This is a genomic window from Stenotrophomonas sp. 112478_Sma (assembly GCF_056479905.1).
This window is the reverse complement of the sequence record NZ_CM151072.1, coordinates 639,524-661,200: the sequence shown is the minus strand read 5'-3', so window position 1 is coordinate 661,200 and position 21,677 is coordinate 639,524. Positions and strand designations below refer to the sequence as shown.

Annotated in this window: 21 protein-coding genes, 1 other RNA gene and 1 riboswitch; of the genes, 7 read left to right on the top strand and 15 right to left on the bottom strand. The window is 68.0% G+C overall.

The window, feature by feature from the left end; translation table 11 throughout:
* From mraY to ACZK08_RS02915, 7 genes are read right to left on the bottom strand one after another with little or no spacing between them, the layout of a single operon-like run.
* Positions 1-1,086, bottom strand: coding sequence for a phospho-N-acetylmuramoyl-pentapeptide-transferase (gene mraY / locus ACZK08_RS02945; RefSeq protein WP_053516457.1), 1,086 nt, complete (start codon positions 1,084-1,086; stop codon positions 1-3).
* Positions 1,076-2,470, bottom strand: a complete 1,395-nt coding sequence (locus ACZK08_RS02940; protein WP_065182803.1) for a UDP-N-acetylmuramoyl-tripeptide--D-alanyl-D-alanine ligase — start codon at positions 2,468-2,470, stop codon at positions 1,076-1,078. Before ACZK08_RS02940 ends, mraY begins: the two co-directional genes overlap by 11 nt.
* Positions 2,467-3,966, bottom strand: coding sequence for a UDP-N-acetylmuramoyl-L-alanyl-D-glutamate--2,6-diaminopimelate ligase (locus tag ACZK08_RS02935; RefSeq protein WP_065182804.1), 1,500 nt, complete (start codon positions 3,964-3,966; stop codon positions 2,467-2,469). Before ACZK08_RS02935 ends, ACZK08_RS02940 begins: the two co-directional genes overlap by 4 nt.
* Positions 3,963-5,807: a peptidoglycan D,D-transpeptidase FtsI family protein gene (locus tag ACZK08_RS02930; RefSeq protein ID WP_065182805.1), complete on the bottom strand. Its 1,845-nt coding sequence runs from the start codon at positions 5,805-5,807 to the stop codon at positions 3,963-3,965. Before ACZK08_RS02930 ends, ACZK08_RS02935 begins: the two co-directional genes overlap by 4 nt.
* Complete coding sequence (gene ftsL, locus ACZK08_RS02925; protein ID WP_053516463.1) at positions 5,804-6,067, bottom strand: cell division protein FtsL; 264 nt, start codon at positions 6,065-6,067, stop codon at positions 5,804-5,806. The genes ACZK08_RS02930 and ftsL overlap by 4 nt, the downstream gene beginning before the upstream one ends.
* The gene (gene rsmH / locus ACZK08_RS02920) at positions 6,064-7,032 is read right to left on the bottom strand and encodes a 16S rRNA (cytosine(1402)-N(4))-methyltransferase RsmH (protein ID WP_053516464.1); all 969 of its coding nucleotides are present in this window, start codon (positions 7,030-7,032) and stop codon (positions 6,064-6,066) included. The genes ftsL and rsmH overlap by 4 nt, the downstream gene beginning before the upstream one ends.
* Positions 7,033-7,046: 14 nt before the next feature.
* The gene (locus tag ACZK08_RS02915) at positions 7,047-7,448 is read right to left on the bottom strand and encodes a division/cell wall cluster transcriptional repressor MraZ (RefSeq protein WP_008266948.1); all 402 of its coding nucleotides are present in this window, start codon (positions 7,446-7,448) and stop codon (positions 7,047-7,049) included.
* 369 nt (positions 7,449-7,817) lie between these two features.
* On the opposite strand from ACZK08_RS02915, the gene ACZK08_RS02910 reads away from it, so the two are divergent.
* Entirely contained in the window at positions 7,818-8,606 is a 789-nt protein-coding gene (locus ACZK08_RS02910; protein ID WP_065175816.1) for an NRDE family protein, read from the top strand.
* Between the two features lie 51 nt (positions 8,607-8,657).
* Here ACZK08_RS02910 and rnpB read toward each other — a convergent pair.
* Positions 8,658-9,009, bottom strand: an RNA gene (rnpB, locus tag ACZK08_RS02905) — RNase P RNA component class A.
* Between the two features lie 87 nt (positions 9,010-9,096).
* On the bottom strand, positions 9,097-9,915 hold the full coding sequence (gene rsmI, locus ACZK08_RS02900; RefSeq protein ID WP_065175817.1) for a 16S rRNA (cytidine(1402)-2'-O)-methyltransferase: 819 nt from the start codon (positions 9,913-9,915) through the stop codon (positions 9,097-9,099).
* Between the two features lie 81 nt (positions 9,916-9,996).
* Here rsmI and ACZK08_RS02895 point away from each other — a divergent pair, with 81 nt between their 5' ends.
* The 3 genes from ACZK08_RS02895 (at position 9,997) to ACZK08_RS02885 (ending at position 13,559) form a co-directional block, all read left to right on the top strand.
* On the top strand, positions 9,997-11,718 hold the full coding sequence (locus ACZK08_RS02895) for a penicillin-binding protein activator (RefSeq protein WP_128989130.1): 1,722 nt from the start codon (positions 9,997-9,999) through the stop codon (positions 11,716-11,718).
* A complete protein-coding gene (locus tag ACZK08_RS02890; protein WP_065182806.1) occupies positions 11,708-12,076 on the top strand; it encodes a YraN family protein in 369 nt (122 codons plus the stop codon). Before ACZK08_RS02895 ends, ACZK08_RS02890 begins: the two co-directional genes overlap by 11 nt.
* A gap of 97 nt (positions 12,077-12,173) precedes the next feature.
* Positions 12,174-13,559 carry an FAD-binding oxidoreductase gene (locus ACZK08_RS02885; protein WP_065182807.1) on the top strand — a complete coding sequence of 462 codons (1,386 nt, stop codon included), beginning with the start codon at positions 12,174-12,176 and terminating at the stop codon, positions 13,557-13,559.
* A gap of 72 nt (positions 13,560-13,631) precedes the next feature.
* On the opposite strand, the gene thiL is transcribed toward ACZK08_RS02885, so the two are convergent.
* From thiL to ACZK08_RS02860, 5 genes are all read right to left on the bottom strand, one after another.
* Complete coding sequence (thiL, locus tag ACZK08_RS02880; RefSeq protein ID WP_081284448.1) at positions 13,632-14,594, bottom strand: thiamine-phosphate kinase; 963 nt, start codon at positions 14,592-14,594, stop codon at positions 13,632-13,634.
* Between the two features lie 126 nt (positions 14,595-14,720).
* Positions 14,721-15,200, bottom strand: coding sequence for a transcription antitermination factor NusB (nusB, locus tag ACZK08_RS02875; RefSeq protein ID WP_053516471.1), 480 nt, complete (start codon positions 15,198-15,200; stop codon positions 14,721-14,723).
* Positions 15,197-15,664, bottom strand: a complete 468-nt coding sequence (gene ribH, locus ACZK08_RS02870; protein ID WP_010481977.1) for a 6,7-dimethyl-8-ribityllumazine synthase — start codon at positions 15,662-15,664, stop codon at positions 15,197-15,199. The genes nusB and ribH overlap by 4 nt, the downstream gene beginning before the upstream one ends.
* Positions 15,665-15,810: 146 nt before the next feature.
* Positions 15,811-16,911 carry a 3,4-dihydroxy-2-butanone-4-phosphate synthase gene (gene ribB, locus ACZK08_RS02865; RefSeq protein ID WP_053516472.1) on the bottom strand — a complete coding sequence of 367 codons (1,101 nt, stop codon included), beginning with the start codon at positions 16,909-16,911 and terminating at the stop codon, positions 15,811-15,813.
* The gene (locus tag ACZK08_RS02860) at positions 16,908-17,519 is read right to left on the bottom strand and encodes a riboflavin synthase (RefSeq protein WP_065182808.1); all 612 of its coding nucleotides are present in this window, start codon (positions 17,517-17,519) and stop codon (positions 16,908-16,910) included. The genes ribB and ACZK08_RS02860 overlap by 4 nt, the downstream gene beginning before the upstream one ends.
* 74 nt (positions 17,520-17,593) lie before the next feature.
* Positions 17,594-17,739, bottom strand: a riboswitch (FMN riboswitch).
* Between the two features lie 237 nt (positions 17,740-17,976).
* Between ACZK08_RS02860 and ACZK08_RS02855 the strand changes: the two genes are divergently transcribed.
* From ACZK08_RS02855 to ACZK08_RS02845, 3 genes are all read left to right on the top strand, one after another.
* A complete protein-coding gene (locus ACZK08_RS02855; protein WP_053518907.1) occupies positions 17,977-18,600 on the top strand; it encodes a hypothetical protein in 624 nt (207 codons plus the stop codon).
* 146 nt (positions 18,601-18,746) lie between these two features.
* Positions 18,747-19,631: a hypothetical protein gene (locus tag ACZK08_RS02850; protein ID WP_065182809.1), complete on the top strand. Its 885-nt coding sequence runs from the start codon at positions 18,747-18,749 to the stop codon at positions 19,629-19,631.
* A gap of 167 nt (positions 19,632-19,798) precedes the next feature.
* Positions 19,799-20,452 (top strand): hypothetical protein, encoded by a 654-nt coding sequence (locus ACZK08_RS02845; protein ID WP_065182810.1) that lies wholly within the window; start codon positions 19,799-19,801, stop codon positions 20,450-20,452.
* A 45-nt stretch (positions 20,453-20,497) separates the two neighbouring features.
* Here the strand turns inward: ACZK08_RS02845 and ribD are convergent, their stop codons facing one another.
* A complete protein-coding gene (gene ribD / locus ACZK08_RS02840) occupies positions 20,498-21,583 on the bottom strand; it encodes a bifunctional diaminohydroxyphosphoribosylaminopyrimidine deaminase/5-amino-6-(5-phosphoribosylamino)uracil reductase RibD (RefSeq protein WP_065182811.1) in 1,086 nt (361 codons plus the stop codon).
* Positions 21,584-21,677 lie beyond the last annotated feature (94 nt).

The window sequence follows — 21,677 nt, the reverse complement described above, 5'->3', positions numbered from 1 at the left end:
TCAGCGCACCTTCAACGTGGCCAGGCCGATCAGCACGAGCACGACGGAGATGATCCAGAAGCGCACGATCACGCGCGGCTCCGGCCAGCCCTTCAGTTCGAAATGGTGGTGGATCGGCGCCATGCGGAACACGCGCTTGCCGGTCAGCTTGAACGAGGCGACCTGGATCATCACCGACAGGGTCTCGATGACGAATACGCCGCCCATGATCACCAGCACCAGTTCCTGGCGGGTGATCACCGCGATCGTGCCCAGCACCGCGCCCAGCGCCAGCGCACCGATGTCGCCCATGAAGACCATCGCCGGATAGGTGTTGAACCACAGGAAGCCCAGCCCGGCGCCCGCGATGGCGGCGCAGATGATGACCAGCTCACCGGCACCGGGAATCTGCGGGATCTGCAGGTAGTTGGCGAACACCACGTTGCCGGAGGCGTAGGCGAACACGCCCAGCGCGCAGGCGACCAGCACGGTGGGCATGATCGCCAGGCCGTCCAGGCCATCGGTCAGGTTGACCGCGTTGGAGAAGCCGACGATCCAGAAGTAGGCGATGGTCACGAAGCCGATGCCGGCCAGCGGCAGCGCCACCGACTTGAACATCGGAATGTAGAAGGTCAGTGCGGCAGGCACATCGGCGGTATAGAACAGGAACAGGCCGGCGGCCAGTCCGAAGATCGACTGCAGCAGGTACTTCCAGCGCGACTTCAGGCCGTTCGGGTCGCGGCGGACGATCTTGATCCAGTCGTCGTACCAGCCGATCGCGCCGAAGCACAGCATCACCGCCAGCACCAGCCAGACGTAGCGGTTGCGCAGGTCGGCCCACATCAGCACCGACAGGGTGACGGTCAGCAGGATCAGCGAACCGCCCATGGTCGGCGTGCCGGCCTTGGAGAAATGGGTCTGCGGGCCGTCCTTGCGGATCGGCTGGCCGCCCTTGAACTGGGCAAGCTTGCGGATCATCGCCGGGCCGAGCCACAGCGACAGGAACAGGGCCGTCAACGCGGCAAGGATGGCGCGGAACGTCTGGTAGTTGAACAGCCCGAACAGGCTCTCCAACTGCTGCAACCATCGAGCCAGTTCATACAACATGCGGGGATTCCTCTCCTTGCGCCAGCAGCGCTTTGACGATCGTGTCCATGGCGCTGCCACGGGAACCCTTGACCAGGCAGCGCACGCCGGCGTGCAGCTCGTCCTTCAACGCCTGCGACAGCGCGTCATGGGTGGCGAATTGGCGGCCGCCTTCGCCGAACGCGGCGGCGGCGGCGGCACTGAGCGGACCGAGCGCATACAGGCGCTTCAGCCCTGCGGCGCGCGCGCGGACGCCGGCCTGCGCGTGCAGCGACTGCGCATCCGGGCCAAGCTCACGCATGTCACCCAGCACCAGCCAGCCCTCTTCCGGGGCGGCCGCCAGCGCATCGATGGCGGCGGCCAGCGAACCGGGATTGGCGTTGTAGCTGTCGTCCACCAGCACCGCACCATTGCGCAACTGGTGCGCGATCTGGCGTCCGGGCACCGGCTGTGCGTCGGCCAGGCCGGCGGCAACCCATGCCAGGTCGATGCCGGCAGCCAGCGCCAGGCTGGCGGCAGCAAGCGCGTTGCTGACGTTGTGGCGGCCCGGCAGGCCCAGCACCACGCGTGCTTCGCCCATCGGCGAGACCAGCGTGAACTGGCTGCCCTGCGCACCGGCGCGGATGTCACGCGCGGTGATGTCGGCAGTGTGTTCCAGGCCGTAACGCAGCACGCGGCAGCGCGGCGGAACGCCGACGAAGTGCTGCTCGAACCAGCGTCCGTAGGCATCATCGACATTGATCACCGCCACGCCGTCGGCCGGCAGTGCGGCGTAGATGGCGCCTTTGGTGGTGGCCACGCCGAGCAGACTGCCCATCCGCTCGAGATGCGCAGGCGCGATGTTGTTGACCAGCGCATAGCGCGGGCGGGCGATATCGGTCAGGTAGGCGATGTCGCCCGGCTTGCCGGCGCCCATCTCGTAGACGGCGTAGTCGGCATCTTCCGGCGCATCGATCACCGCCAGCGGCAGGCCGATCTCGTTGTTGCGGTTGCCCGGGTTGGCATAGACCACCTTGTGCGCGTGCTGTGCCACCTGTTGCAGGATGGCCAGCAGCAGGCTCTTCACGCTGGTCTTGCCGTTGCTGCCGGTGATCGCGAAGACCTCGGTGCTGCGGTCGCGCTGCATGCCCGTGGCGATCCTCGCCAGCGCCAGTTCGCTGTCGGCGACCAGCACCTGCGGCAGCTCGACCGGCAGCAGGCGCTCGACCAGCAGCGCGCTGGCGCCGCGGGCCTGCGCGTCGGCGGCGAAGTCATGGCCATCGAAGCGCTCGCCACGCAGGGCCACGTACAGGCTGCCCGGGCCAAGACTGCGGGTATCGTTGCTGATGGCATCGATGGCGACATCGTCGCCGTGGATCTCGCCGCCGGCCCAGTGCGCGATCAGCGACAGCAGGGTGCGCTTCATCGTGCACCCTCCGCCGCCAGCACACCGGCCTTGGCAGCCAGTGCAGCGGCCGCCACTTCGGTGTCGTCGAAGTCGTGGCGTACGCCCTTGATCTCCTGGTAGGGCTCATGGCCCTTGCCGGCGATCAGGATGATGTCGCTGGCACCGGCGCGCTTCACGGCCAGGCCGATCGCGCGCGCACGGTTGCGCTGCACCGTCACCGCGCCGGCATCGGTGAATCCTGCAAGGATGTCGGCGACGATGCGGTCACCGTCCTCGCCACGCGGGTTGTCATCGGTCACGATGACCTGGTTGGCCAGCCGCTCGGCAATGGCCGCCATCTGCGGGCGCTTGCCGGTGTCACGTTCACCGCCACAGCCGAACACACAGTACAGCGTGCCCTGCAGATGCCCGTGCAGGCTGTCCAGTGCCTGTTCCAGTGCATCCGGCGTGTGCGCGTAGTCGATGACCACGGTCGGCAGGCCCTGCTCGCCGCCAAGGCGGTTCATGCGGCCGCGGATCGGCTGCAGCGCCGACAGTACCTCGGCGATACGCGGCAGTGACTGGCCCTGTGCGTGCAGGGTACCGGCCACGGCCAGCAGGTTGTCGACGTTGAAGCGGCCCAGCAGCGGCGACTGCACGGCAGCACGCTGGCCGTCGATGAGCAGTTCGAAGGCGATGCCACGGCCGTCCAGCTGCAGCGCTTCGGCGCGCACGTTGGCATCGGCCGCACCGCGCGAACTCAAGCCGATCGGCAGCACGCCGGCCGGCAGGTCGGCGAACAGCTGGCGACCGAACGCGTCGTCGAGGTTGATCACCGCCGCCTTCAGGCCCGGGCGATGGAACAGCCGCGCCTTGGCCGCGCCGTAGCTGGCCATGTCGCCGTGGTAATCGAGATGATCGCGGGTGAGGTTGGTGAACACGGCCACGTCGTAATGCACGGCATCGACGCGGCCCTGGTCCAGCGCATGTGAACTGACTTCCATCGCCACCGCACGCGCACCCTGGTCGCGCAGCTGCGCCAGCAGGGCATGCATCTGCAGCACCAGCGGCGTGGTGAAGCCGGTCGGCTCGACCGCGCCGTAAAGTCCAGCACCCAGCGTGCCGATACTGCCACTGGGCGTTCCCAGCAGATGCCAGGCCTGGGCCAGCAGCTGCACGGTGGACGTTTTGCCGTTGGTACCGGTGACACCCACCATCGCCATTGCCCGCGACGGTGCACCGTGGAACTGGTCAGCCATTGCGCCCATGCGTGCGCGCAGGCCCGGCACCGCGATGGCATCGGCCGGTGCGGGCAGATCGTCCGGTGCCGGTGGCTCGAACAGGATCGCGCCGGCGCCCGCCGCGCGCGCCTGATCGACGAAGCCCAGGCCATGTGCGCCGAAGCCGGCGATGGCCACGAAGGCATTGCCGGGGCGTACGGCACGGCTGTCCAGCACCAGGCCGGTCAGAACGGGATCATGGCCCGCCAGGGCCACGTCCGGAAGCAACTGCGAAAGCAACATCGAAGGGCTCATTGCGTGCCTCCCGTGGCGGGCGGCGTCTGGACCTGCGCGCTGGGCAGCGCGGCATCGAATTCGGCGGCGGCATCGACCGGCAGCGCGGTCTCGGCCGGCGGGGCCGGCAGGATCGAGGCCGAGTGCCCCATCTTTCCGGACTGCTGCGCGGCCAGCCACGACTGCAGGTCGTCCAGCGGCACATCCATCAGGCGCAGAGTGCCTTCCATCACGTTGTGATAGACCGGCGCCGACACCAGGCCGCCGTAGAACTTGCCGGCCTGCGGATCATTGATGACGATGACAGTGGCGAAGCGCGGGTTGGTGGCGGGCACCACGCCGGCGAACAGCGCGTTGTAGTGACCGCGCTCGTAGCCGCCGGGGCCGGCCTTGCGCGCAGTACCGGTCTTGCCGGCGACGTGGTAGCCCAGGACCGCCGCCTGCTTGGCGCCGCCCTGGGTGACCACCGTTTCCATCATCGCCACCACCTGCTTGGCGACGTTCTCGTCGATGATCTGCTGGCCTTCGTTGCGCTGCCCCTTGACGAAGGTCGGTGCAATCAGGCGACCACCGTTGGCCAGCGCCGAGTACGCGGTGGCGATCTGCAACGGCGTGACCGACAGGCCGTAGCCATAGGACATGGTGGTCTTGGTGGTTCCCGACCAACGGCCCGGACGCATCACCACACCTCCCGACTCACCCGGGAAACCGCTGTGCGGTACCGAGCCGTAGCCGAAGCGCCGCACACCGTCATAGAAGGTCTGGTCGGGCATCTTCGCCGCGACCTTGGCGGCACCCACGTTGGAGCTGCGGGTGATCACGCCGGTCACGTTCAGTACCCCGTTGTTGCGCGGCACGTCGCGGATGGTGAAGCGGCCCAGGGTCATGTAACCCGGATTGGTGTCGACGATGGTGTCCTTGGTCACCACACCTGCCTGCAGCGCGGTGGCGATGGTCAACGGCTTCATCGTCGAGCCCGGTTCGACCAGATCGGTCACCGCGCGATTGCGGCGCGAATCGGGCAACGCACCGGTCAGCGAGTTCGGGTTGTAGGTCGGCAGGTTGACCATGGCCAGGATCTCGCCGGTGGTCACGTCCATGATGACCATCGAACCGCCGGCCGCCTTGTTGGCCACCAGCGCATTGCGCAGTTCCTTGAAGGCCAGGTACTGGATGCGGCGATCGATGCTGAGGGTCAGGTCCTTGCCCGGTTCGGCGGCACGCAGCAGATCGCTCTCGACGGTCTCGCCCTTGCGGTTGCGGATCACCCGCTTCGCGCCCGGCTTGCCGCGCAGCCATTCGTCGAACGCCAGTTCCAGGCCTTCCTGGCCGCGGTCGTCGATGTTGGTGAAACCCAGCACATGCGCCATCGCTTCGCCCTGCGGGTAGAAGCGGCGGAACTCGCGCTGCGCGGCCACGCCTGGAATCTTCAGCGCGACCACCTTTTCTGCCTCGTCCGGATTGATCCGGCGACGCAGGTACATGAATTCCTTGTCCGACTTCTGCGACAGGCGGCTGCTCAGCTCGTCCACCGACATGCCCACGGCCTGCGCCAATTCCGGAATGCGGTCAGGCGCGCGCAGCAGGTCCTGCGGGTTCACCCAGATCGAGGCCACCGGGGTGGAGACCGCCAGCGGTTCGCCGTTGCGGTCGGTGATCATGCCGCGCGAGGTTTTGATCGGCAGCTCGCGCAGGTAGCGGGCCTCGCCCTGGCGCTGGTAGAAATCGCTGTTGATGATCTGCACGTAGGCCGCGCGGCCGACCAGCGACACCGAACACAGGCCGAGCGCCAGTGCCACCCAGCGCAGGCGCTGGCGCAGGTTGAAGGCGTTGCGTGGACGGTTGCGGCCGGTCTTGCTCATGGGCGCACCACCACTACGTCGGCGGCTTCGGGGAACTTCATGCCCAGCTTTTCACGGGCGATGCGGTCGACGCGGTTGGCTTCGGCCAGGGTGGCCTGTTCCAGCTGCAGGCGGCCGAATTCGATGTTCAGGTCATCGCGCGCACGCTCGGCGCGCGACAGCTCGATGAACGTCTGCCGGTGGCGGTGGCGCACGAACACCACGCCGATCGCCGAGGCCACGGTGGAGGCCAGCAGAATGATCAGCAGCAGGCGGCTCATGCGTCGGCCTCCCGCTTTTGGGCCACGCGTAGCACGGCGCTGCGCGCGCGCGGGTTGGCGGCCAGTTCGTCGTCCGTGGCCTTGATGGCCCCGCCGATCAGGTCCAGGGTCGGCACGAACGCGACCGCTTCAGGCAGGCGGCGGTTGGCAGGCGGCGCCTTGGCCAGACGGTTCATGTACTGCTTGACGATACGGTCTTCCAGCGAATGGAAGCTGATGACCGCCAGCCGGCCGCCGGGCTTGAGCCGTTCCACCGCCGCGTCGAGCCCGGCCTCCAGATCGGCCAGCTCGCGGTTGATGTGGATGCGGATGGCCTGGAAACTGCGAGTGGCCGGATGGATCTTGTCCTTGCCACGGGGCATCACCGACGCGATCAGTTCGGCCAGTTCGGCGGTGCGGGAGAACGGCTGCTTCTCGCGGCGGGCAACGATGGCGCGGGCGATGCGCCGGCTCTGCCGCTCTTCGCCGTAGGTCCACAGCACGTCGGCGATCTCGCGCTCTTCGACGCGGTTGATCCACTGCGCGGCACTTTCGCCGCTGTCCGGATCCATGCGCATGTCCAGCGGGCCGTCCTTGCCGAAGCTGAAACCACGTTCGGCCACGTCCAGCTGCGGCGAGGACACGCCGAGATCGAACAGCACGCCATCCAGGCCTTCGGCCGTCTCGTTCCACTGCAGCAGCTGGGCGAAGCTGCCACGGAAAATCGACACGCGCGGGTCCGGCGCGAAGTCGCGCTCGGCCACAGCGATGGCTTCCGGATCCTTGTCCATGACCAGCAGGCGTCCCTCCGGCCCCAACTGGGTGAGCACGCCACGTGCGTGACCGCCACGACCGAACGTGCCATCCAGATAACGTCCGTTTTCGATCACCCTCAGGCCGTCCAGGACCTGGGTGTACAGGACCGGCAGGTGCACCGCCGGCGACTGCGACACCGGAAGGTGACCGGCCTGCGCTTCTGGGCGCATCCGGGCACCCCCGCTCACAACTTCAGGTCGAGCAACCCATCGCCCAGATCCTCGTCAGACAACGTCTGCTGGATCAGGGCACGATGCGCCTGCTCGCTCCACAATTCGAACTTGTCGCCCATACCGAGCAATACCGCCTTCTTTTCTATGCCCACCGCACCGCGGTGGCTGGCGGGAATGCTGATACGACCGTTGCCGTCCAGCTCCAGGTGGGCGGCCGAGCCGACCAGCTTCTGCTGCAACAGGCGCACGACGCGCTGGGTATTGGGCTTGGACATGACATCGTCGCGGACCCGCTCCCATTCGGACTCGGCATACAGCCACAGGCAGCCGGCTTCGAACGGGTTGTAGGTCAACACGAGACGGTTGTTGCTGGCGCGCGCGACGAGGTCGCGGTAAGCGGTGGGAACCGCCATGCGCCCCTTGTCGTCAACTGTGATGGCCGTCTCGCCCTGAAACACGACGCCTGCACCTTGTCCTTCGCCCGGTGAAACATTGAACCACGAAAACCCACAAAACACCCGGATTTCCCTCTGATGCCCACCTTAGCAGCGAGCGAAGGGTTGTCAACAACTTTTCCGCAGGGAAATCGCCAGCCACATCAATGGCTTGCAGCAACCTTTAGAGAATTGTTCAAGGCTTATCCACAAGTTGCTGATCCGTCTCAATTTTTGAGATTGAACGGAAGTTCAGGCCTGTGCAGGGGGCGTGAAACATCGCCCCCGCATTCATCGGGAACTGGCTGAAAGCGGCGCCAGACTGCGCAAACCGGGCACAATGACGTCATGTGCCTGCTTGCTCTTGGCTGGATGCACCATCCGCGCTGGCGGCTGGTGATGACCGGCAACCGTGATGAGTTCCACGCCCGCCCCACTGCGGCGCTGGCCCGCTGGCAGGATGAGACCTCCGTCATCGGCGGGCGCGACCTCCGCTCCGGAGGAGGCTGGGCCGGCGTCGGTGCCGGCGGCCGGATGGCGGTGGTCACCAATGTGCGCGATCCGCTGGCCGCCCAGACCGGTCCCTCGCGTGGCGCGCTGGTGGCCGACTTCCTGCGTGGCCGCGACCCGGCCGCAGTGCATATCGACCGCTTGGCGGCCGTGGCCGGCGCCTACGCCCCGTTCAACCTGCTGCTGGCCGATAGCGACAGCCTGGAGTATCTGGGCAACCACCCTGCCGAACGGCAGCGCCTGGGGCCGGGCGTGCATGGCATGTCCAACGGTGCACTGGATGCCCCCTGGCCGAAGACACAGCGGCTGATGGCCGCGCTGACGGCCTGGCTGGAAGAAGACGGGGTCAGATCTCCTTCGCAAAGCGAAAGGGATCTGACCCCGGACCTGACCCCGCTATGGACCGCGCTGGCCGACGAACACCGGCCTGCCGACAGTGACCTGCCGGACACCGGCATCGGACTGGAACGCGAGCGCTGGTTGAGCCCGGCCTTCATCCGCGGCGACGACTACGGCACCCGTGCCAGCACCGTGCTGCTGATCGATGGTGATGGCCACGGGCAGATCCATGAACGCCGCTTCGGGCCGCAGGGCGTATTCGTCGCCGGAAGCCGCATCGACTTCTGAACGGCGGGCAGAATACCGCCGGGCATGGCCTGGCGCTGCAGAAGTGAATGGAGGCGGAGCCGGCCGATAAGCCGGGTTCTGTCGTGGACAGTCATTCCTCTAGGCGTTACGTCACCGCAACGCTCAAGCAACCTACCCGGATCCAACGCGGGCCGCGCCAAAGGATCCCTATTTGGTCTTGCTCCAGGTGGGGTTTGCCGTGCCGGTCTGTTACCAGACTCGCGGTGCGCTCTTACCGCACCATTTCACCCTTACCGGCCTTCCGAAGAAGACGTAGGCGGTATCTTTCTGTTGCACTTTCCGTCGGCTTGCGCCGCCCAGGCGTTACCTGGCACCTTGCCCTGTGGAGCCCGGACTTTCCTCGGCACCCCGCAAGGGATGACGCGACTGTCTGGCCGGCTCCGCCAGCGCGCATTCTACCGTACGCGGGTGGTTCCTGCCCGGTGGCTGTTCGATGCCGCGCGACGCGCACGCCGGGCATGGCCCGGCGCTACCGGCCGTACAACGCCTTGCGCGGTGCGCCGGTCAGCTCGGCGGCCAGCTTGGCGGCGGTCGACGGCGGCAGGTGCTCGCTCAATGTGGCGTAGACGCGACGGCCATGGGCCAGCTGCGCTTCCTCGTCGTCGCCGGCCCCCTGCACCATCACCACGAACTCGCCCTTGCGCTGGTTCTCGTCGGCTTCGACCGTTGCCCGCAAGGCCGCCAGATCGCCATCCAGCACGGTCTCGAACAGCTTGGTCAGCTCCCGCGCCAGCACCGCAGGCCGCTCACCGCCGAAGATCGCGGCCATGTCCGCCAGGGACTCGGCGATCCGGTGCGAGGATTCGTAGAACACCATCGTGCGCACCTCGCCGGCGAGCGCCTGCAGCCGGTCGCGGCGCCCGCTGGCCTTGGCCGGCAGGAATCCCTCGAAACTGAAGCGATCGCTGGGCAGGCCGGCCACGCTGAGCGCGGCAATGGCGGCACAGGCACCCGGAACCGGGCTGACCCGGATGCCCGCCGCGCGCGCGGCCCGTACCAGGCGGAAGCCGGGATCGCTGACCAGCGGCGTGCCGGCATCGCTGACCAGCGCCAGCGATTCGCCCGCCTGCAGGCGCGAGACCAGTCGCTGCGCCAGGGCGTCTTCGTTGTGCTCGTGCAGCGCCACCAGCGGCTGCTGGATGCCGAAATGGGACAACAGCTGGCCGCTGCGCCGCGTGTCTTCGGCACAGATCGCCGCTACCGAACGCAGCACCTCCTGTGCGCGCGGACTCAGATCGGCCAGGTTGCCGATCGGCGTGGCGACGACATACAGGGTGGGGACACTCATTTCAGCGGTACTCACGGGGCAAGGGTAGAATCCTAGCGTGTACCTGGCCAAGGCCGCTGCCCTCATCGCATGGACCCGATCATGAACAAGCCCGCCGCACGCATCTCCGCCCTTTCGTTGTCGCTGATGCTCCTGGCCGGCTGTGCCACCACCAGCTTCACCAGCGCGCCCGAATCGCCGGCCCAGAGCCAGGCGCTGGCGCTGATCGAACAGGGCAAGCCGCGCGACGCCGCGATGCAGCTGGAGGGCCTGGCGGCCACCCTGCGCGGCAGCGCGCGCAGCAATGCCCTGGCGGATGCAGCCTGGGCGTGGCACCTGGCCGGCGACAGCACCCGCGCGCGCAGCCTGTTGGGGCAGCTCAGCGCCCGCCAGCTGTCCGGTGCCAGCCTGCAGCGTTACCAGCTGACCGGCGCCGAGCTGGCACTGGCTGACAAGCAACCCGCACAGGCGTTGGCCCTGCTCAAGGACAATGGCGACAACGTCGCACCCGGCCTGCGCACGCGCTGGCTGCTCGCCCGTGCCCAGGCCCTGCAGGCCACTGGCGATGCCTTCGGCGCCGCCAGCGACCGCGCACGCGCGCAGGCCGGCCTCACCGGCAGCGCGCGCAACGAGAACCAGGCGGCCATTTCAGGCCTGCTTGGCACCCTCGACGATGCCACGCTGCGCAGCCGTGCCGCCGCGCTGCCGGCCAACGATCCGCTGTACAACTTCGCCGGCCGTGCGTTGATCGCCCGCGGCCTGCCGCTTCCGCGTCCGTTCGACCGCGACGGTGCCGCCCAGTTCGATACCAGCAAGCGCCCGCCGGCAATGAGCGATGGCTACCGCCCGCCGGCGAAGCTGGCCGTGCTGCTGCCACTCAGTGGCCGCCTTGCCACCGCGGCACAGCCGGTGCGCGATGGCCTGCTCGCCGCCTATTACGGCGAATCGCGCCGCCGCCCGGACATCAATTTCTTCGATACCGCCGGCACGCCGGCCGGTGCATTGGCTGCATACGACAAGGCAGTGGCCTCCGGTGCCGACTTCGTCGTCGGCCCGCTGGGCCGCGATGAAGTGGATGCGGTATACGGCCGCCAGCCGCTGCAGGTGCCGGTGCTGGCGCTGAACCGTGGCAAGGATTCACCGCCGGCCGGCAGCGCCGGCTTCTCGCTCGCCCCGGAAGACGACGGCATCGTCGCCGCCGAATACCTGCGCGGCCGTGAGCGCAATCGCGCCCTGGTCATCAGCAGCAGCGACGATACCGGCCGCCGCGCCGCCGCGGCCTTCTCCCAGCGTTTCACCCAGCGCGGTGGCCAGGTGGCCGCCACGGTATCGGTCCCTGAAGCGGTGGGCGATGTCGGCGCCCAGGTGCGCAATGCCGGCCAGGTCGACGCTGTGTTTCTCGCCGTGCGCGCTCCGCAGGCGCGGCTGCTCGCGCCGCAGCTGGCGCTGGCCGGTGTCGGCGGCGCCACCCGCGTCGGCACGTCCCAGCTGACCATCGGCAGCGGCAAGGTGGAGGAAGACGTGGCACTGGACGGCATCGTCTACCCGAATGAAGCCTGGAACGTGCGCAGTGTCTCCGGCCTGCCGTCGGCCAGCCAGGTCGCCAGCACGCTGCCCAGCGCGCGCGGTGCCGCCGGCCGCCTGTTCGCTTTCGGCGCCGACGCGTGGAAGATCAGCAGCTATCTGGACAAGCTGGCCAACGAAGGCGGCCTGGAAGGCGCCACCGGCACCCTGTTCCTCGATGGCAATGGCAACATCCTGCGCCAGCCAGCGTGGTCGACCTTCAGCGGCGGCCGGCCGATGCCGATCGTCGGTGGTCGCTGAGCGCACGCAGCGGGGCTCGGCGGTGGAAACCGCCGCCGAGCTGCACCTGCAACAGGCCGGGCTGCAGCCACGCGCGCGCAATGTCCGTTATCGAAGCGGAGAGCTGGACCTGGTGATGGACGACGCCGGCACCGTGGTTTTCGTGGAGGTGCGGTACCGCGCGCGCAGCGACTTCGGCGGCGCTGCCGCCTCGGTCGACCCCCGCAAATGCCGGCGCCTGGTACAGGCCGCACAGTTGTACCTGCAGGCGCATCCTGCACTGGCCGATGCGCCCTGCCGCTTCGACGTGGTCGAAGCCAGCGGCGAACCGCCACAGCTGCACTGGCTGCGCGACGCGTTCCGGCTGGACGACTGCTGATGCCCTCGATCATCACCCACGCTGCCGTGCCGATGCCCGGCGCAGAGGCCGCCTGCAAGGCCATCCACTCCGTACCGGTTGTTCCACGAGATCCAACATGAGCCCTGCCCTGCCCGCTGCCCTGGTTGCCGAACTGTCCGCCCTGCTGGGTACGGAGGGCTGGCGCATGGATGACACCGCGCTGGAGGCGAATGCGCAGGACAACTCATGGCGCCGGCAACGCCCCGCCGCCGTCGCGCTGCCGGCCGACACCGAACAGGTGCAGGCGCTGGTCCGCGCCTGCCGCGTGCACGGCGTGGCCCTGGTCGCGCGTGGCGCGGGCACCGGTACCACCGGGGCGGCGGTGCCCCTGCCGGGCAGCATCGTGCTGTCGTTCACCCGCATGGATCGCATCGTCGAGATCCGTGCCGGTGATCGCTGCGCGGTGGTGCAGCCTGGCGTGCTCAACGGCGCCCTGCAGCAGGCGCTGACACCGCATGGGCTGTTCTGGGCGCCGGACCCGTCCAGCGCGGAGATCTGCAGCGTCGGCGGCAACCTCGCCTGCAATGCCGGTGGCCCACGCGCGGTGAAGTACGGCACCAGCCGCGACAACGTACTGGGGCTGGTCGCGGTCACCGGCACCGGCGAGGTGATCCGCTGCGGTGGTGCCTATACCAAGGATGCCACCGGCTACGACCTGACCCACCTGCTGGTGGGTAGCGAGGGCACCCTGGCGCTGATCGTGGAAGCTACCTTGAAGCTGACGCCGCTGCCGGTCGCGCAGGCCGGACTGCGCGTGCTGTACCGCGATGCCGATGCCGCCGCCGCCGCGGTATCGCGGCTGATGTCGCAGCCGGTGGTACCCACCCGCCTGGAGTTCATGGACGCGCGCAGCCTGGAACTGCTGCGCCTCAATGGCGCCGACGTACCGGAGGCCGGCGCGATGCTGCTGGTCGAGGCCGATGGCGACCACGACACCCTGCCCTACCTGCTGCAGGCGCTGGCCAGCGCTGCCGAAGGCGACGGCATGATGGAACTGGACGTAGCGATGGAGGGCCGCGCACGCGACCAGCTGTGGGCGGCGCGCAAGGCACTGTCGCCCGCGCTGCGCAGCGTTGCACCCGGCAAGATCAACGAAGACGTGGTGGTGCCGGTATCGCGCATTCCCGACCTGGTTGCCGGGGTACAGGCGCTGGCAGGCCAGTACAGCCTGACCATCGTCACCTTCGGCCATGCCGGCAACGGCAACCTGCATGTCAACATCCTGTACCACCCGGACGATGCCGATGAGAGCGCGCGAGCGCATGCGGCGCTGCCAAAGATCTTCGCGCTGACGCTGGCACTGGGCGGCACACTGTCCGGTGAACATGGCATTGGCCTGGCCAAGCGCGATTTCATGGCGCAGGCGTTCACTCCCGCCACGCTGGCGACCATGCGCGCGATCAAGGCCACGCTGGACCCGGATGGCATCCTCAACCCGGGCAAGGTGCTGCCTCCTGCATGAGGCGCCGCCCTGTGCATGAACGCCGTCCGTGTCAGGACGGTAGCGCCGGGCCATGCCCGGCGTTCTCATTCGTCAGGCGAAGTGCTGATAACCACCGTCGGCCACTTCGCCATCCACGTGCACGCCCTGCCCTTCGGCGATGCGGCCAATGCGGGTGAGCGGCAGGTCCAGCGATTCGGCGAGGTAATGCAGTGCGTCGCGCTGATCGGCGGCCGCGGTGAAGCACAGCTCGTAGTCGTCTCCGCCACGCAATGCACAGTCGCGCGCGCCATCGCGGCCGAGCAGCTCACGCAGCGCGTGCGAGATCGGCAACGCATCGGTATCGACATGCGCTGCCACGTCACTGAGGCGGGCGATGTGGCCCAGATCGGCCAGCAGTCCGTCGGACACATCCACTGCCGCATGCGCGAAGGCACGCAGGCGCAGGCCGAGGGTGACACGCGGCGTCGGCCGCAGCAGGCGCACGCGCAGGCGTTCGTAATCGGCCAGCAACGTGGCCGTGGCCACGTTCAGCGCCCCCTGTTGCCACAGGCGCAGCGCACCTGCCGCATCCCCCAGCGTGCCACTGACCCATATGTCATCGCCGGCCTGTGCACGGTCGCGGCGCAGGGCCTGACCACGGCCCACCTGGCCCATTGCGGTGACAGACAACGACAGCGGTCCGCGCGTGGTGTCACCCCCGATCAGCGCGACGTCATGCTGGTCGGCCAATGCGAAGAAGCCATCGGCGAATGCCTCGATCCAGTCTTCGGACGTTTCCGGCAATGACAGCGCCAAGGTGCACCAGGCCGGTCGCGCGCCCATCGACGCAAGATCGGAAAGATTGACCGCCAGCGTCTTCCAGCCGATATCGAAGGCCGGCGTCTCCACCGGGAAGTGCACGCCACTGTTGAGTGTATCGGCGGTCACCACCAGCTGTTCATTCGCGCGCGGCTGCAGCAGCGCGGCATCGTCACCGATGCCGAGCAGCACGTCATCGCGCTCGGCGGTGCGGGCGCGGATACGGTCGATGAGGGCGAATTCGGCCAGGGACATGGGGCGTTCTGCTCTTATGTAGCGGCCGGGCCATGCGCGGCTGCAGTTCGATCACGCGCCACACTACCGGACGCAGCCCTGCCCTGCGCGGCAAGCCAGGCAGGGCACGGCTCTACAGCGATCGGGTCAGTGGCCCGATTCGACCTTGCGCCATTCCACGGCGGCGCGGTCCAGCACACCGTTGACGTAGGTGTGGCCGTGTTCGGAGCCGAAGCGCTTGGCCGATTCGATGGCCTCGTTGATCACCACGCGGTACGGCACGTCCAGGCGGTAGCGCAGCTCGTACGCGGCCAGGCGCAGCACCGCGCGTTCGATGGCATCGACTTCCTCGATGCCACGGTCCAGATACGGGCCCAGCGCTTCGTCGATGTCGGTGCGGTTGTCGAGCACGCCGTGCATCAGCGCCTCGAAGTACGCCAGATCGGCGATCTCGCGGGCCTGCTCATGCGCGAACTGGGCGATCAGCGACTGTGCGTTGCCGCCGGAGATCTGCCACGCATAGACGGCCTGCACGGCACGACGGCGCGCGCGCGAGCGCAGCACCGGATCAATGCCATCGCGGCGGACGGGTTTACCGGAGGGCTTGCCCTGGGTGTTCTTGTTCATGGCAGCTGCTCCAGAAGATTGACCATTTCCAATGCGGCGAGTGCGACTTCCTCGCCCTTGTTGCCGTGGCTGCCGCCGGCGCGGGCCTCGGCATCTTCCACGCGTTCCACCGCCAGCACGCCGTTCAGTACCGGCACGCCGAAATCCAGCTGCACGCGCATCAGGCCTTCGGCGCAGCGGTCGGCCACGTGTTCGTAATGACGGGTGTCGCCGCGGATCACACAGCCCAGGGTGAGGATGGCGGCGTGTTCATGGGCGGCGGCCAGGCGTGCGGCGACCAGCGGCAGTTCCCAGGCGCCCGGCACCCGGATCACGTCGATGTTGGCTTCGGTGATGCCGTTGCCGGCCAGGCTCTGGCGTGCGCCGGCCACCAGCGTATCGGTGATGCGGGCGTTCCAGCGGCTGGCCAGGATGGCAAAGCGCGCCGACTCGGGAGTGCGAAGATCGCCTTCGTAGTGGCTCATATGCGGCTTGGGGGACTCGATAAGGGGTAATTCTAGCGTGGATGGGCCCCGGCCGTGGTTGGCGGGGGCCTGGCATCCGCCCGGCATGGCCCGGCGCTACCGGGGTCGGATCCCGCACCGCGGCCTCCGCCCCCACGGGGCGACCGTTACAGGGCCACCGTCTCCACCACTTCCAGGCCATAGCCGGCCAGGCCGATCTGCCGGCGCGGCGTGCCCAGCACGCGCAGCTTGCCCAGCCCCAGATCGGACAGGATCTGCGCACCGGCGCCATTGCGGCGCCACTGGCCCACATCCTTGTCCTTGCCCGGCACCACCGGTGCGGGCTGCTGGCGCAGGCGGGCGAGCAGCGCCTCGCCATCGCGCGGCGCCGACAGCACCACCATCACGCCGGCACCTTCGGCGGCGATCGCACGCAGCGCGTCGGTGGCGGCCACGCCGAAATCGTCACGACGCCAGTGCAGCAGGTCGGCCAGCGGATTCTCCACCTGCACGCGCACCAGGGTGGGCGTGCCGGCGTCCGGAGTGCCGCGGACCAGGGCGAAGTGCAGGTCGTGGGCGATGCGGTCGCGGTAGGTCACCAGCCTGAACGGGCCGAACTCGGTATCGATGTCGCGCTCATCGACGCGTTCGACCGTCTTCTCGGTGGCCAGGCGGTAGGCGATCAGGTCGGCGATGGAGCCCATCTTCAGGCCGTGCTCGCGGGCGAACACTTCCAGCTCCGGGCGACGCGCCATGCTGCCGTCCGGGTTGAGGATCTCCACCAGCACGCCGGCCGGTTCCAGCCCGGCCAGCATGGCCAGGTCCACGCCCGCCTCGGTGTGGCCGGCGCGGGTCAGCACGCCGCCCGGCTGGGCGATCAGCGGGAAGATGTGGCCGGGCTGGTGCAGGTCTGACGGCCGCGCGTTGGGCTTCACCGCGGTGCGGATGGTATGCGCGCGGTCATGGGCGGAGATGCCGGTGGTCACGCCCTCGGCCGCTTCGATGCTGACGGTGAAATTGGTCTGGAACTGCGCGGTGTTGGCCTGCACCATCGGCGCCAGGCCCAGGTCGGCGGCGCGGGTGCGGGTCAACGGCAGGCACACCAGGCCACGGCCATGGGTAACCATGAAGTTGATGTCGCTGGCCTTGACCAGCTCGGCAGCCATGATCAGGTCGCCTTCGTTCTCGCGGTCCTCGTCATCGACGATGACGACCATGCGGCCCTGGCGGATGTCTTCCAGGATCTCGGGGATCGGCGCGAAGTTCATGCTGCGTCTCCCCGCAGGTGCCCGCCGACAAGGCGTTCGACATAGCGGGCGACCAGGTCGATTTCCAGATTCACCGCACTGCCCACGCCGGAGGCGGAGAAGGCGGTGTTGGCCACGGTATGCGGGATCAGCGCGACCTCGAAGCCTTCCTCGTCCACTTCGTTGACGGTGAGGCTGACGCCGTCCACGCAGATCGAGCCCTTCTTGGCGATGTAGCGCAGCAGCGAGGCCGGCGCGGCGAAGCGCCAGCGCTGGGCGCGCGCGTCATCGTGGATGGACAGCACCTGGCCCAGGCCATCAACGTGGCCGCTGACCAGATGCCCACCCAGACGATCGGTCGGGCGCATGGCACGCTCGAGGTTGATGACCGCGCCCTGCTCGAGTTGGCCCAGCGTGGTCAGGCCCAGCGTCTCGGTGGAGGCATCGGCCCGGAAGCTGTTGGCGTCGAATGCGATGACCGTCAGGCAGACACCGTTGATGGCGATGCTTTCGCCCATCTGCACGTGATCGAACGGCAGGTTGCCGACATTGAAGGTGAAGCGGACATCGCCGCCGATGGACTCGCGTGCGGCCAGACGGCCGACGCCTTCGATGATTCCAGTAAACAAGTAACGTTCTCCGCAGGATGTGAGCGAAAAACGCCGCAAGGCAAACAGGCACGCGCAGGGCATGAGCCCTGTGGCACCGTCTTCTTTCATCCGGACTATGACCGTCGGCTCCGGCCTTGAACCGGATCTGCTGACCCCCGGCCGTGGGCCGGGGCGCTCGCGGGCTCGTGCTTGCGCACCTACCGCCGGTGGGGAGTTGCACCCCGCCCTGAAGACGTTTGTATACCGGCGAACCGGCGTGGCCAGTGTACCAGCCCGGGCTGAACGGGGTGGGACACCCGGGGCCGAAGCCGTTTCCCGGCGGGAAACGGATCTGACCCCAAGCCTGCCCAGCCTGTGACGGCTGTCTCTCGCATTTTGTAAAACTTTCATTAAAATTCGCCGCGGACGACATGAGGCCGCCACGGGCTGCGCCTCCGGCGCGCCCGCCAATGGACTGCAATTCACAGGAATTCCCATGCGCAAGCTCCTGATCATCGCCAGCCTGCTGGCCGTCGCTCCGCTGGCCTCGGCCGCCGAAGGGCTGAGCTACACCTACGTCGAAGGTGGCTGGACCCAGGTCAAGACCGACGACAGCGATTTCAACGACCCGAAGCTTGACGGCGGCTACGTGCGCGGTTCGTTCGCGCTGGCCGAGCAGGTGCACGTGTTCGGCAGCTGGTCGCGTACCAGCAAGAGCTACCACTTCACCGGTGCGTCGGCCAAGTTCGAACTGGACCAGCCTGAGCTGGGCATCGGCTACCACATGCCGTGGACGGACCGCCTGGACTACACCGCCGACATCGCCTGGGTGCGCCAGAACGCCGAGCTGACCGTGAAATCGGATCTGTTCGGCCGCGAACACCTGAAGGATCACACCAACCTGGCCCGCGCCACCATGGGCGTGCGTGGCAAGCCTTCGCCGAAGACCGAAGCGTGGGCCAAGGCCGGCTACATGGATGGCGGCAACGACTTCAAGGGCACCTGGGTCGGCACCGTCGGTGGCCAGATCAATTTCACCCCGACCTGGGGCCTGGTGGGAGAAGTCTCCGGCCAGCGCGATGTCACCCAGTTCTCGGCCGGCGTCCGCGCCAGCTTCTGATTGCCCGATCCTCGTCGTGCGATCGAACGGGCCCCGCAAGGGGCCCGTTTTTTTTCCGCTGCACACCGTTACCTGGCTGCATCGCGCCATCGAAAGCGTGGGCAGATGCGCTAGGCTTGCCCGCCTCTGGACCCGGAATCACTGTCATGAAGACCCCCCTGCGCTCCCTGCTGGCCACTGCACTGTTGTGCGCTCCCCTGTTCGCCAGCGCCGCCTCGACGCAGCTGAGCCCCGAACAGACGTTCGATCTCTATGCCCGCGTACTGCTGGAAGACGACGCGACCGCCACGCGCACGCTCAACGACGCGCTGAAGCCGGCGTTCGAGGGCCAGGACGCCGTGACCCCGAACCCGGGCGCGCTGGCCAAGGCATTGGCCGAACCCTGGCAGACGGTACTGACCAGCACCGGCGCTTCGATCGACGCTTCGGCCACCGAAGCGCTGTACGCCAAGGCGCTGCGTGATTCGAAGTGCCGCGCAACCCAGAGCGTGATCGAAGACAACGAATACGTTGAAGACCAGAAGCTGGCGCGGATCACCTACACCTGCCAGGTGCCCGACCTGGGCAAGGTCCGCCCGCTGTTCGCCGCCAGCCTGGCCGACCATGCCAGCCCGGCCTCGCGCAAGCAGTTCACCGACGCCTACACCCAGGCGCTGCAGAGTGGTGCACGCGTGCCGGTCAGCGGCACCTTCACCCTCTACCCGGCCAAGGACAACGGCTACTGGTACAGCGGCAACTTCGATGATCTGGTGGGCACCGTGGCCGGTGCGCTGGCTCCGTTCGAGGACTGGATGCAGGACGCGCAGGCAGCCAACGCGCCGAAAGTGACCGGCATACCCGGCTGCGACCTGCTGCTGCAGCAGCACCGCAGCTGCGTGGCGAAGATCGCGCCCAACCAGATCAGCGGCGTGGACGCGATGGCCGAAGAGCTGAAGGCCAAAGCGCAGGTGCAGTCGGCCGAGGAGATGACGCAGGAGTGCAAGGCGCTGCGCCCGCTGGCCGAGATGATGTGGACCGACGAATGCACCTGAGCCGCTAAGTGGTAGCGCCGGGCCATGCCCGGCGACACTCGAATGCACCTGATCGCGTGATGATGGCATCGCAGCGGGGACACGCGCTGCATGACCCCGTTTGCAACTTGTTGCATTGCTTCACAGGATGCCGGGGCCGATCCTGCAGCACCTTCCCGGCCCCTGACATGCGCCTGCTCGCCGCTCTGTCTTTTCTGTTCACCGGCGTGTGCATTGCCGCGCCACACACGCCGGAACAGGAGTACACGCTGCAGGCGCGTGTTGTTCTTCAGCACGATCCGGCTGCGCGCGACCAGCTGGCCCTGTGGGACGCTGCCGCTGTTCCTCGCAACGGAATCGATTGGCAGCGCAGCCTCGATGATCTGCCCACCTGGCTGCGGCAGCAACAGATCGTGCCGCCCTCGGCGGCGGTGATGCAGGATGTCACCGATGCACTGCTGGCGCGACTGTCGACGGCCACCTGCCACGCCGAGGCGTTCCTGCCGCTGGGCAGTCCCGAGATCGGTCGATTCACGCTCGCCTGCGCGTTGCCCGACCCGGCGCCCACGTTCGCGCTGTACCGGGCATTGCGCCAGGCCGGGCCTAGCGGGCAGGCGCAGCACAGCGATGTGTTCTTCAGCGCCTACGCCGCCCACCTTCGCAGTGCGCAGGCGGCATTGCATCGCACCCATATGGTGGGGTGGTCCTCCTATCGCCATGGCGACGTGCATGAGGCACGTTCAGACCAGCTGTACCAGGCCATTCTGCTGACATTGCTGCCGTTCGAGGCATGGGACATGCGTATCGCGGGGGATGTTCCCCCAATCCTGCTCCACGACTGACCACCCCGGCTACCGCGCGTCCGTCTCGTCCGCCGCCTGCCAATGCTACGGCCGCAGCAGCAGGCGCAGGTCCTCACCCACCTGGCATTGCTCGACCACGCGCAGCCGGCGTTGCTGCTGCATCGCTTCGATGCCCAGCCCGGCCAGCAGCGGGCGGGCCCGGTCACCCAGCAGGGTGGGCGCCTGGTACAGCAGCAGCTCATCCACCCAGCCGCCGCGCAGCAGCGCACCGGCCAGCGTAGCGCCGGCTTCGGTATGCACTTCGTTGATGCCGCGCCCGGCCAGCAGGGTCAGCATCGCGCCAAGATCGAGACGGCCGTCGGCACTGGGCACGCAGGCGAACTCGGCATCGGCGGCATCCGGTGCGCTGACCGCCGCATCGTGCAGGTACAACGTGGGTGCCCCACCCTCGCGCACGCGGCTGCATTCCAGCGAACGCAGGCGCGAATCGAGCACGACGCGCAGTGGCGGCATCACCTCGGCATCGGCCAGGCGCACGGTCAGCATCGGATCGTCGGCCAGCACGGTATCGGCACCGGTCAGGATCGCGCCGGCGCGTGCACGCCAGTGCTGCACGTCTTCGCGCGCCGCTGCTCCGGTGATCCATTTGGACGTGCCGTCGGCCATCGCCGTACGCCCGTCCAAGCTGGCGGCCAGCTTCACCCGCAGCCACGGGCGATTGCGCTCCACGCGTGACAGAAAGCCCTTGTTGAGCTCGCGTGCCTGCGCCGCCATCAGCCCTTCGGCGACCTCGATGCCGGCGCCGCGCAGCAGGTCGAATCCGCCGCCATCGACCTGCGGGAAGGGATCACGCAGCGCAGCGACCACACGCGATACACCGGCCTCGATCAGTGCCAGCGCGCAGGGGGGTGTGCGCCCGTAATGCGCGCAGGGCTCAAGGGTGACGTAGGCAGTGGCACCGCGCGCCTCACCACCGGCCTCTCGCAACGCGAACACTTCGGCATGCGGGCCACCGGCACGCTGGTGCCAGCCCTGCCCGACCACACGTTCACCATGGGCGATCACGCAGCCGACCATCGGATTGGGGCGGGTGGTGTAGGCGGCGCGCTCGGCCAGACGCAGCGCGCTGGCCATGTGCAGATGGTCGAGTACGGAGAATGGGGTGGTCATCTGGCCATGGTAACGCTGCCGGTGTTGATCCATGCCATCGATGCCAACCAAGGTTGGCACCCACCAGTGAATGCAGCTATCGGTGCCAACCAAG

Excerpts from the sequence above, each read along its gene's own strand:
- mraY (WP_053516457.1), bottom strand. The coding sequence starts at position 1,086 with ATGTTGTATGAACTGGCTCGATGGTTGCAGCAGTTGGAGAGCCTGTTC.
- ACZK08_RS02940 (WP_065182803.1), bottom strand. The coding sequence starts at position 2,470 with ATGAAGCGCACCCTGCTGTCGCTGATCGCGCACTGGGCCGGCGGCGAG.
- ACZK08_RS02935 (WP_065182804.1), bottom strand. The coding sequence starts at position 3,966 with ATGAGCCCTTCGATGTTGCTTTCGCAGTTGCTTCCGGACGTGGCCCTG.
- ACZK08_RS02930 (WP_065182805.1), bottom strand. The coding sequence starts at position 5,807 with ATGAGCAAGACCGGCCGCAACCGTCCACGCAACGCCTTCAACCTGCGC.
- ftsL (WP_053516463.1), bottom strand. The coding sequence starts at position 6,067 with ATGAGCCGCCTGCTGCTGATCATTCTGCTGGCCTCCACCGTGGCCTCG.
- rsmH (WP_053516464.1), bottom strand. The coding sequence starts at position 7,032 with ATGCGCCCAGAAGCGCAGGCCGGTCACCTTCCGGTGTCGCAGTCGCCG.
- ACZK08_RS02915 (WP_008266948.1), bottom strand. The coding sequence starts at position 7,448 with ATGGCGGTTCCCACCGCTTACCGCGACCTCGTCGCGCGCGCCAGCAAC.
- ACZK08_RS02910 (WP_065175816.1), top strand. The coding sequence starts at position 7,818 with ATGTGCCTGCTTGCTCTTGGCTGGATGCACCATCCGCGCTGGCGGCTG.
- rsmI (WP_065175817.1), bottom strand. The coding sequence starts at position 9,915 with ATGAGTGTCCCCACCCTGTATGTCGTCGCCACGCCGATCGGCAACCTG.
- ACZK08_RS02895 (WP_128989130.1), top strand. The coding sequence starts at position 9,997 with ATGAACAAGCCCGCCGCACGCATCTCCGCCCTTTCGTTGTCGCTGATG.
- ACZK08_RS02885 (WP_065182807.1), top strand. The coding sequence starts at position 12,174 with ATGAGCCCTGCCCTGCCCGCTGCCCTGGTTGCCGAACTGTCCGCCCTG.
- thiL (WP_081284448.1), bottom strand. The coding sequence starts at position 14,594 with ATGTCCCTGGCCGAATTCGCCCTCATCGACCGTATCCGCGCCCGCACC.
- nusB (WP_053516471.1), bottom strand. The coding sequence starts at position 15,200 with ATGAACAAGAACACCCAGGGCAAGCCCTCCGGTAAACCCGTCCGCCGC.
- ribH (WP_010481977.1), bottom strand. The coding sequence starts at position 15,664 with ATGAGCCACTACGAAGGCGATCTTCGCACTCCCGAGTCGGCGCGCTTT.
- ribB (WP_053516472.1), bottom strand. The coding sequence starts at position 16,911 with ATGAACTTCGCGCCGATCCCCGAGATCCTGGAAGACATCCGCCAGGGC.
- ACZK08_RS02855 (WP_053518907.1), top strand. The coding sequence starts at position 17,977 with ATGCGCAAGCTCCTGATCATCGCCAGCCTGCTGGCCGTCGCTCCGCTG.
- ACZK08_RS02850 (WP_065182809.1), top strand. The coding sequence starts at position 18,747 with ATGAAGACCCCCCTGCGCTCCCTGCTGGCCACTGCACTGTTGTGCGCT.
- ACZK08_RS02845 (WP_065182810.1), top strand. The coding sequence starts at position 19,799 with ATGCGCCTGCTCGCCGCTCTGTCTTTTCTGTTCACCGGCGTGTGCATT.
- ribD (WP_065182811.1), bottom strand. The coding sequence starts at position 21,583 with ATGACCACCCCATTCTCCGTACTCGACCATCTGCACATGGCCAGCGCG.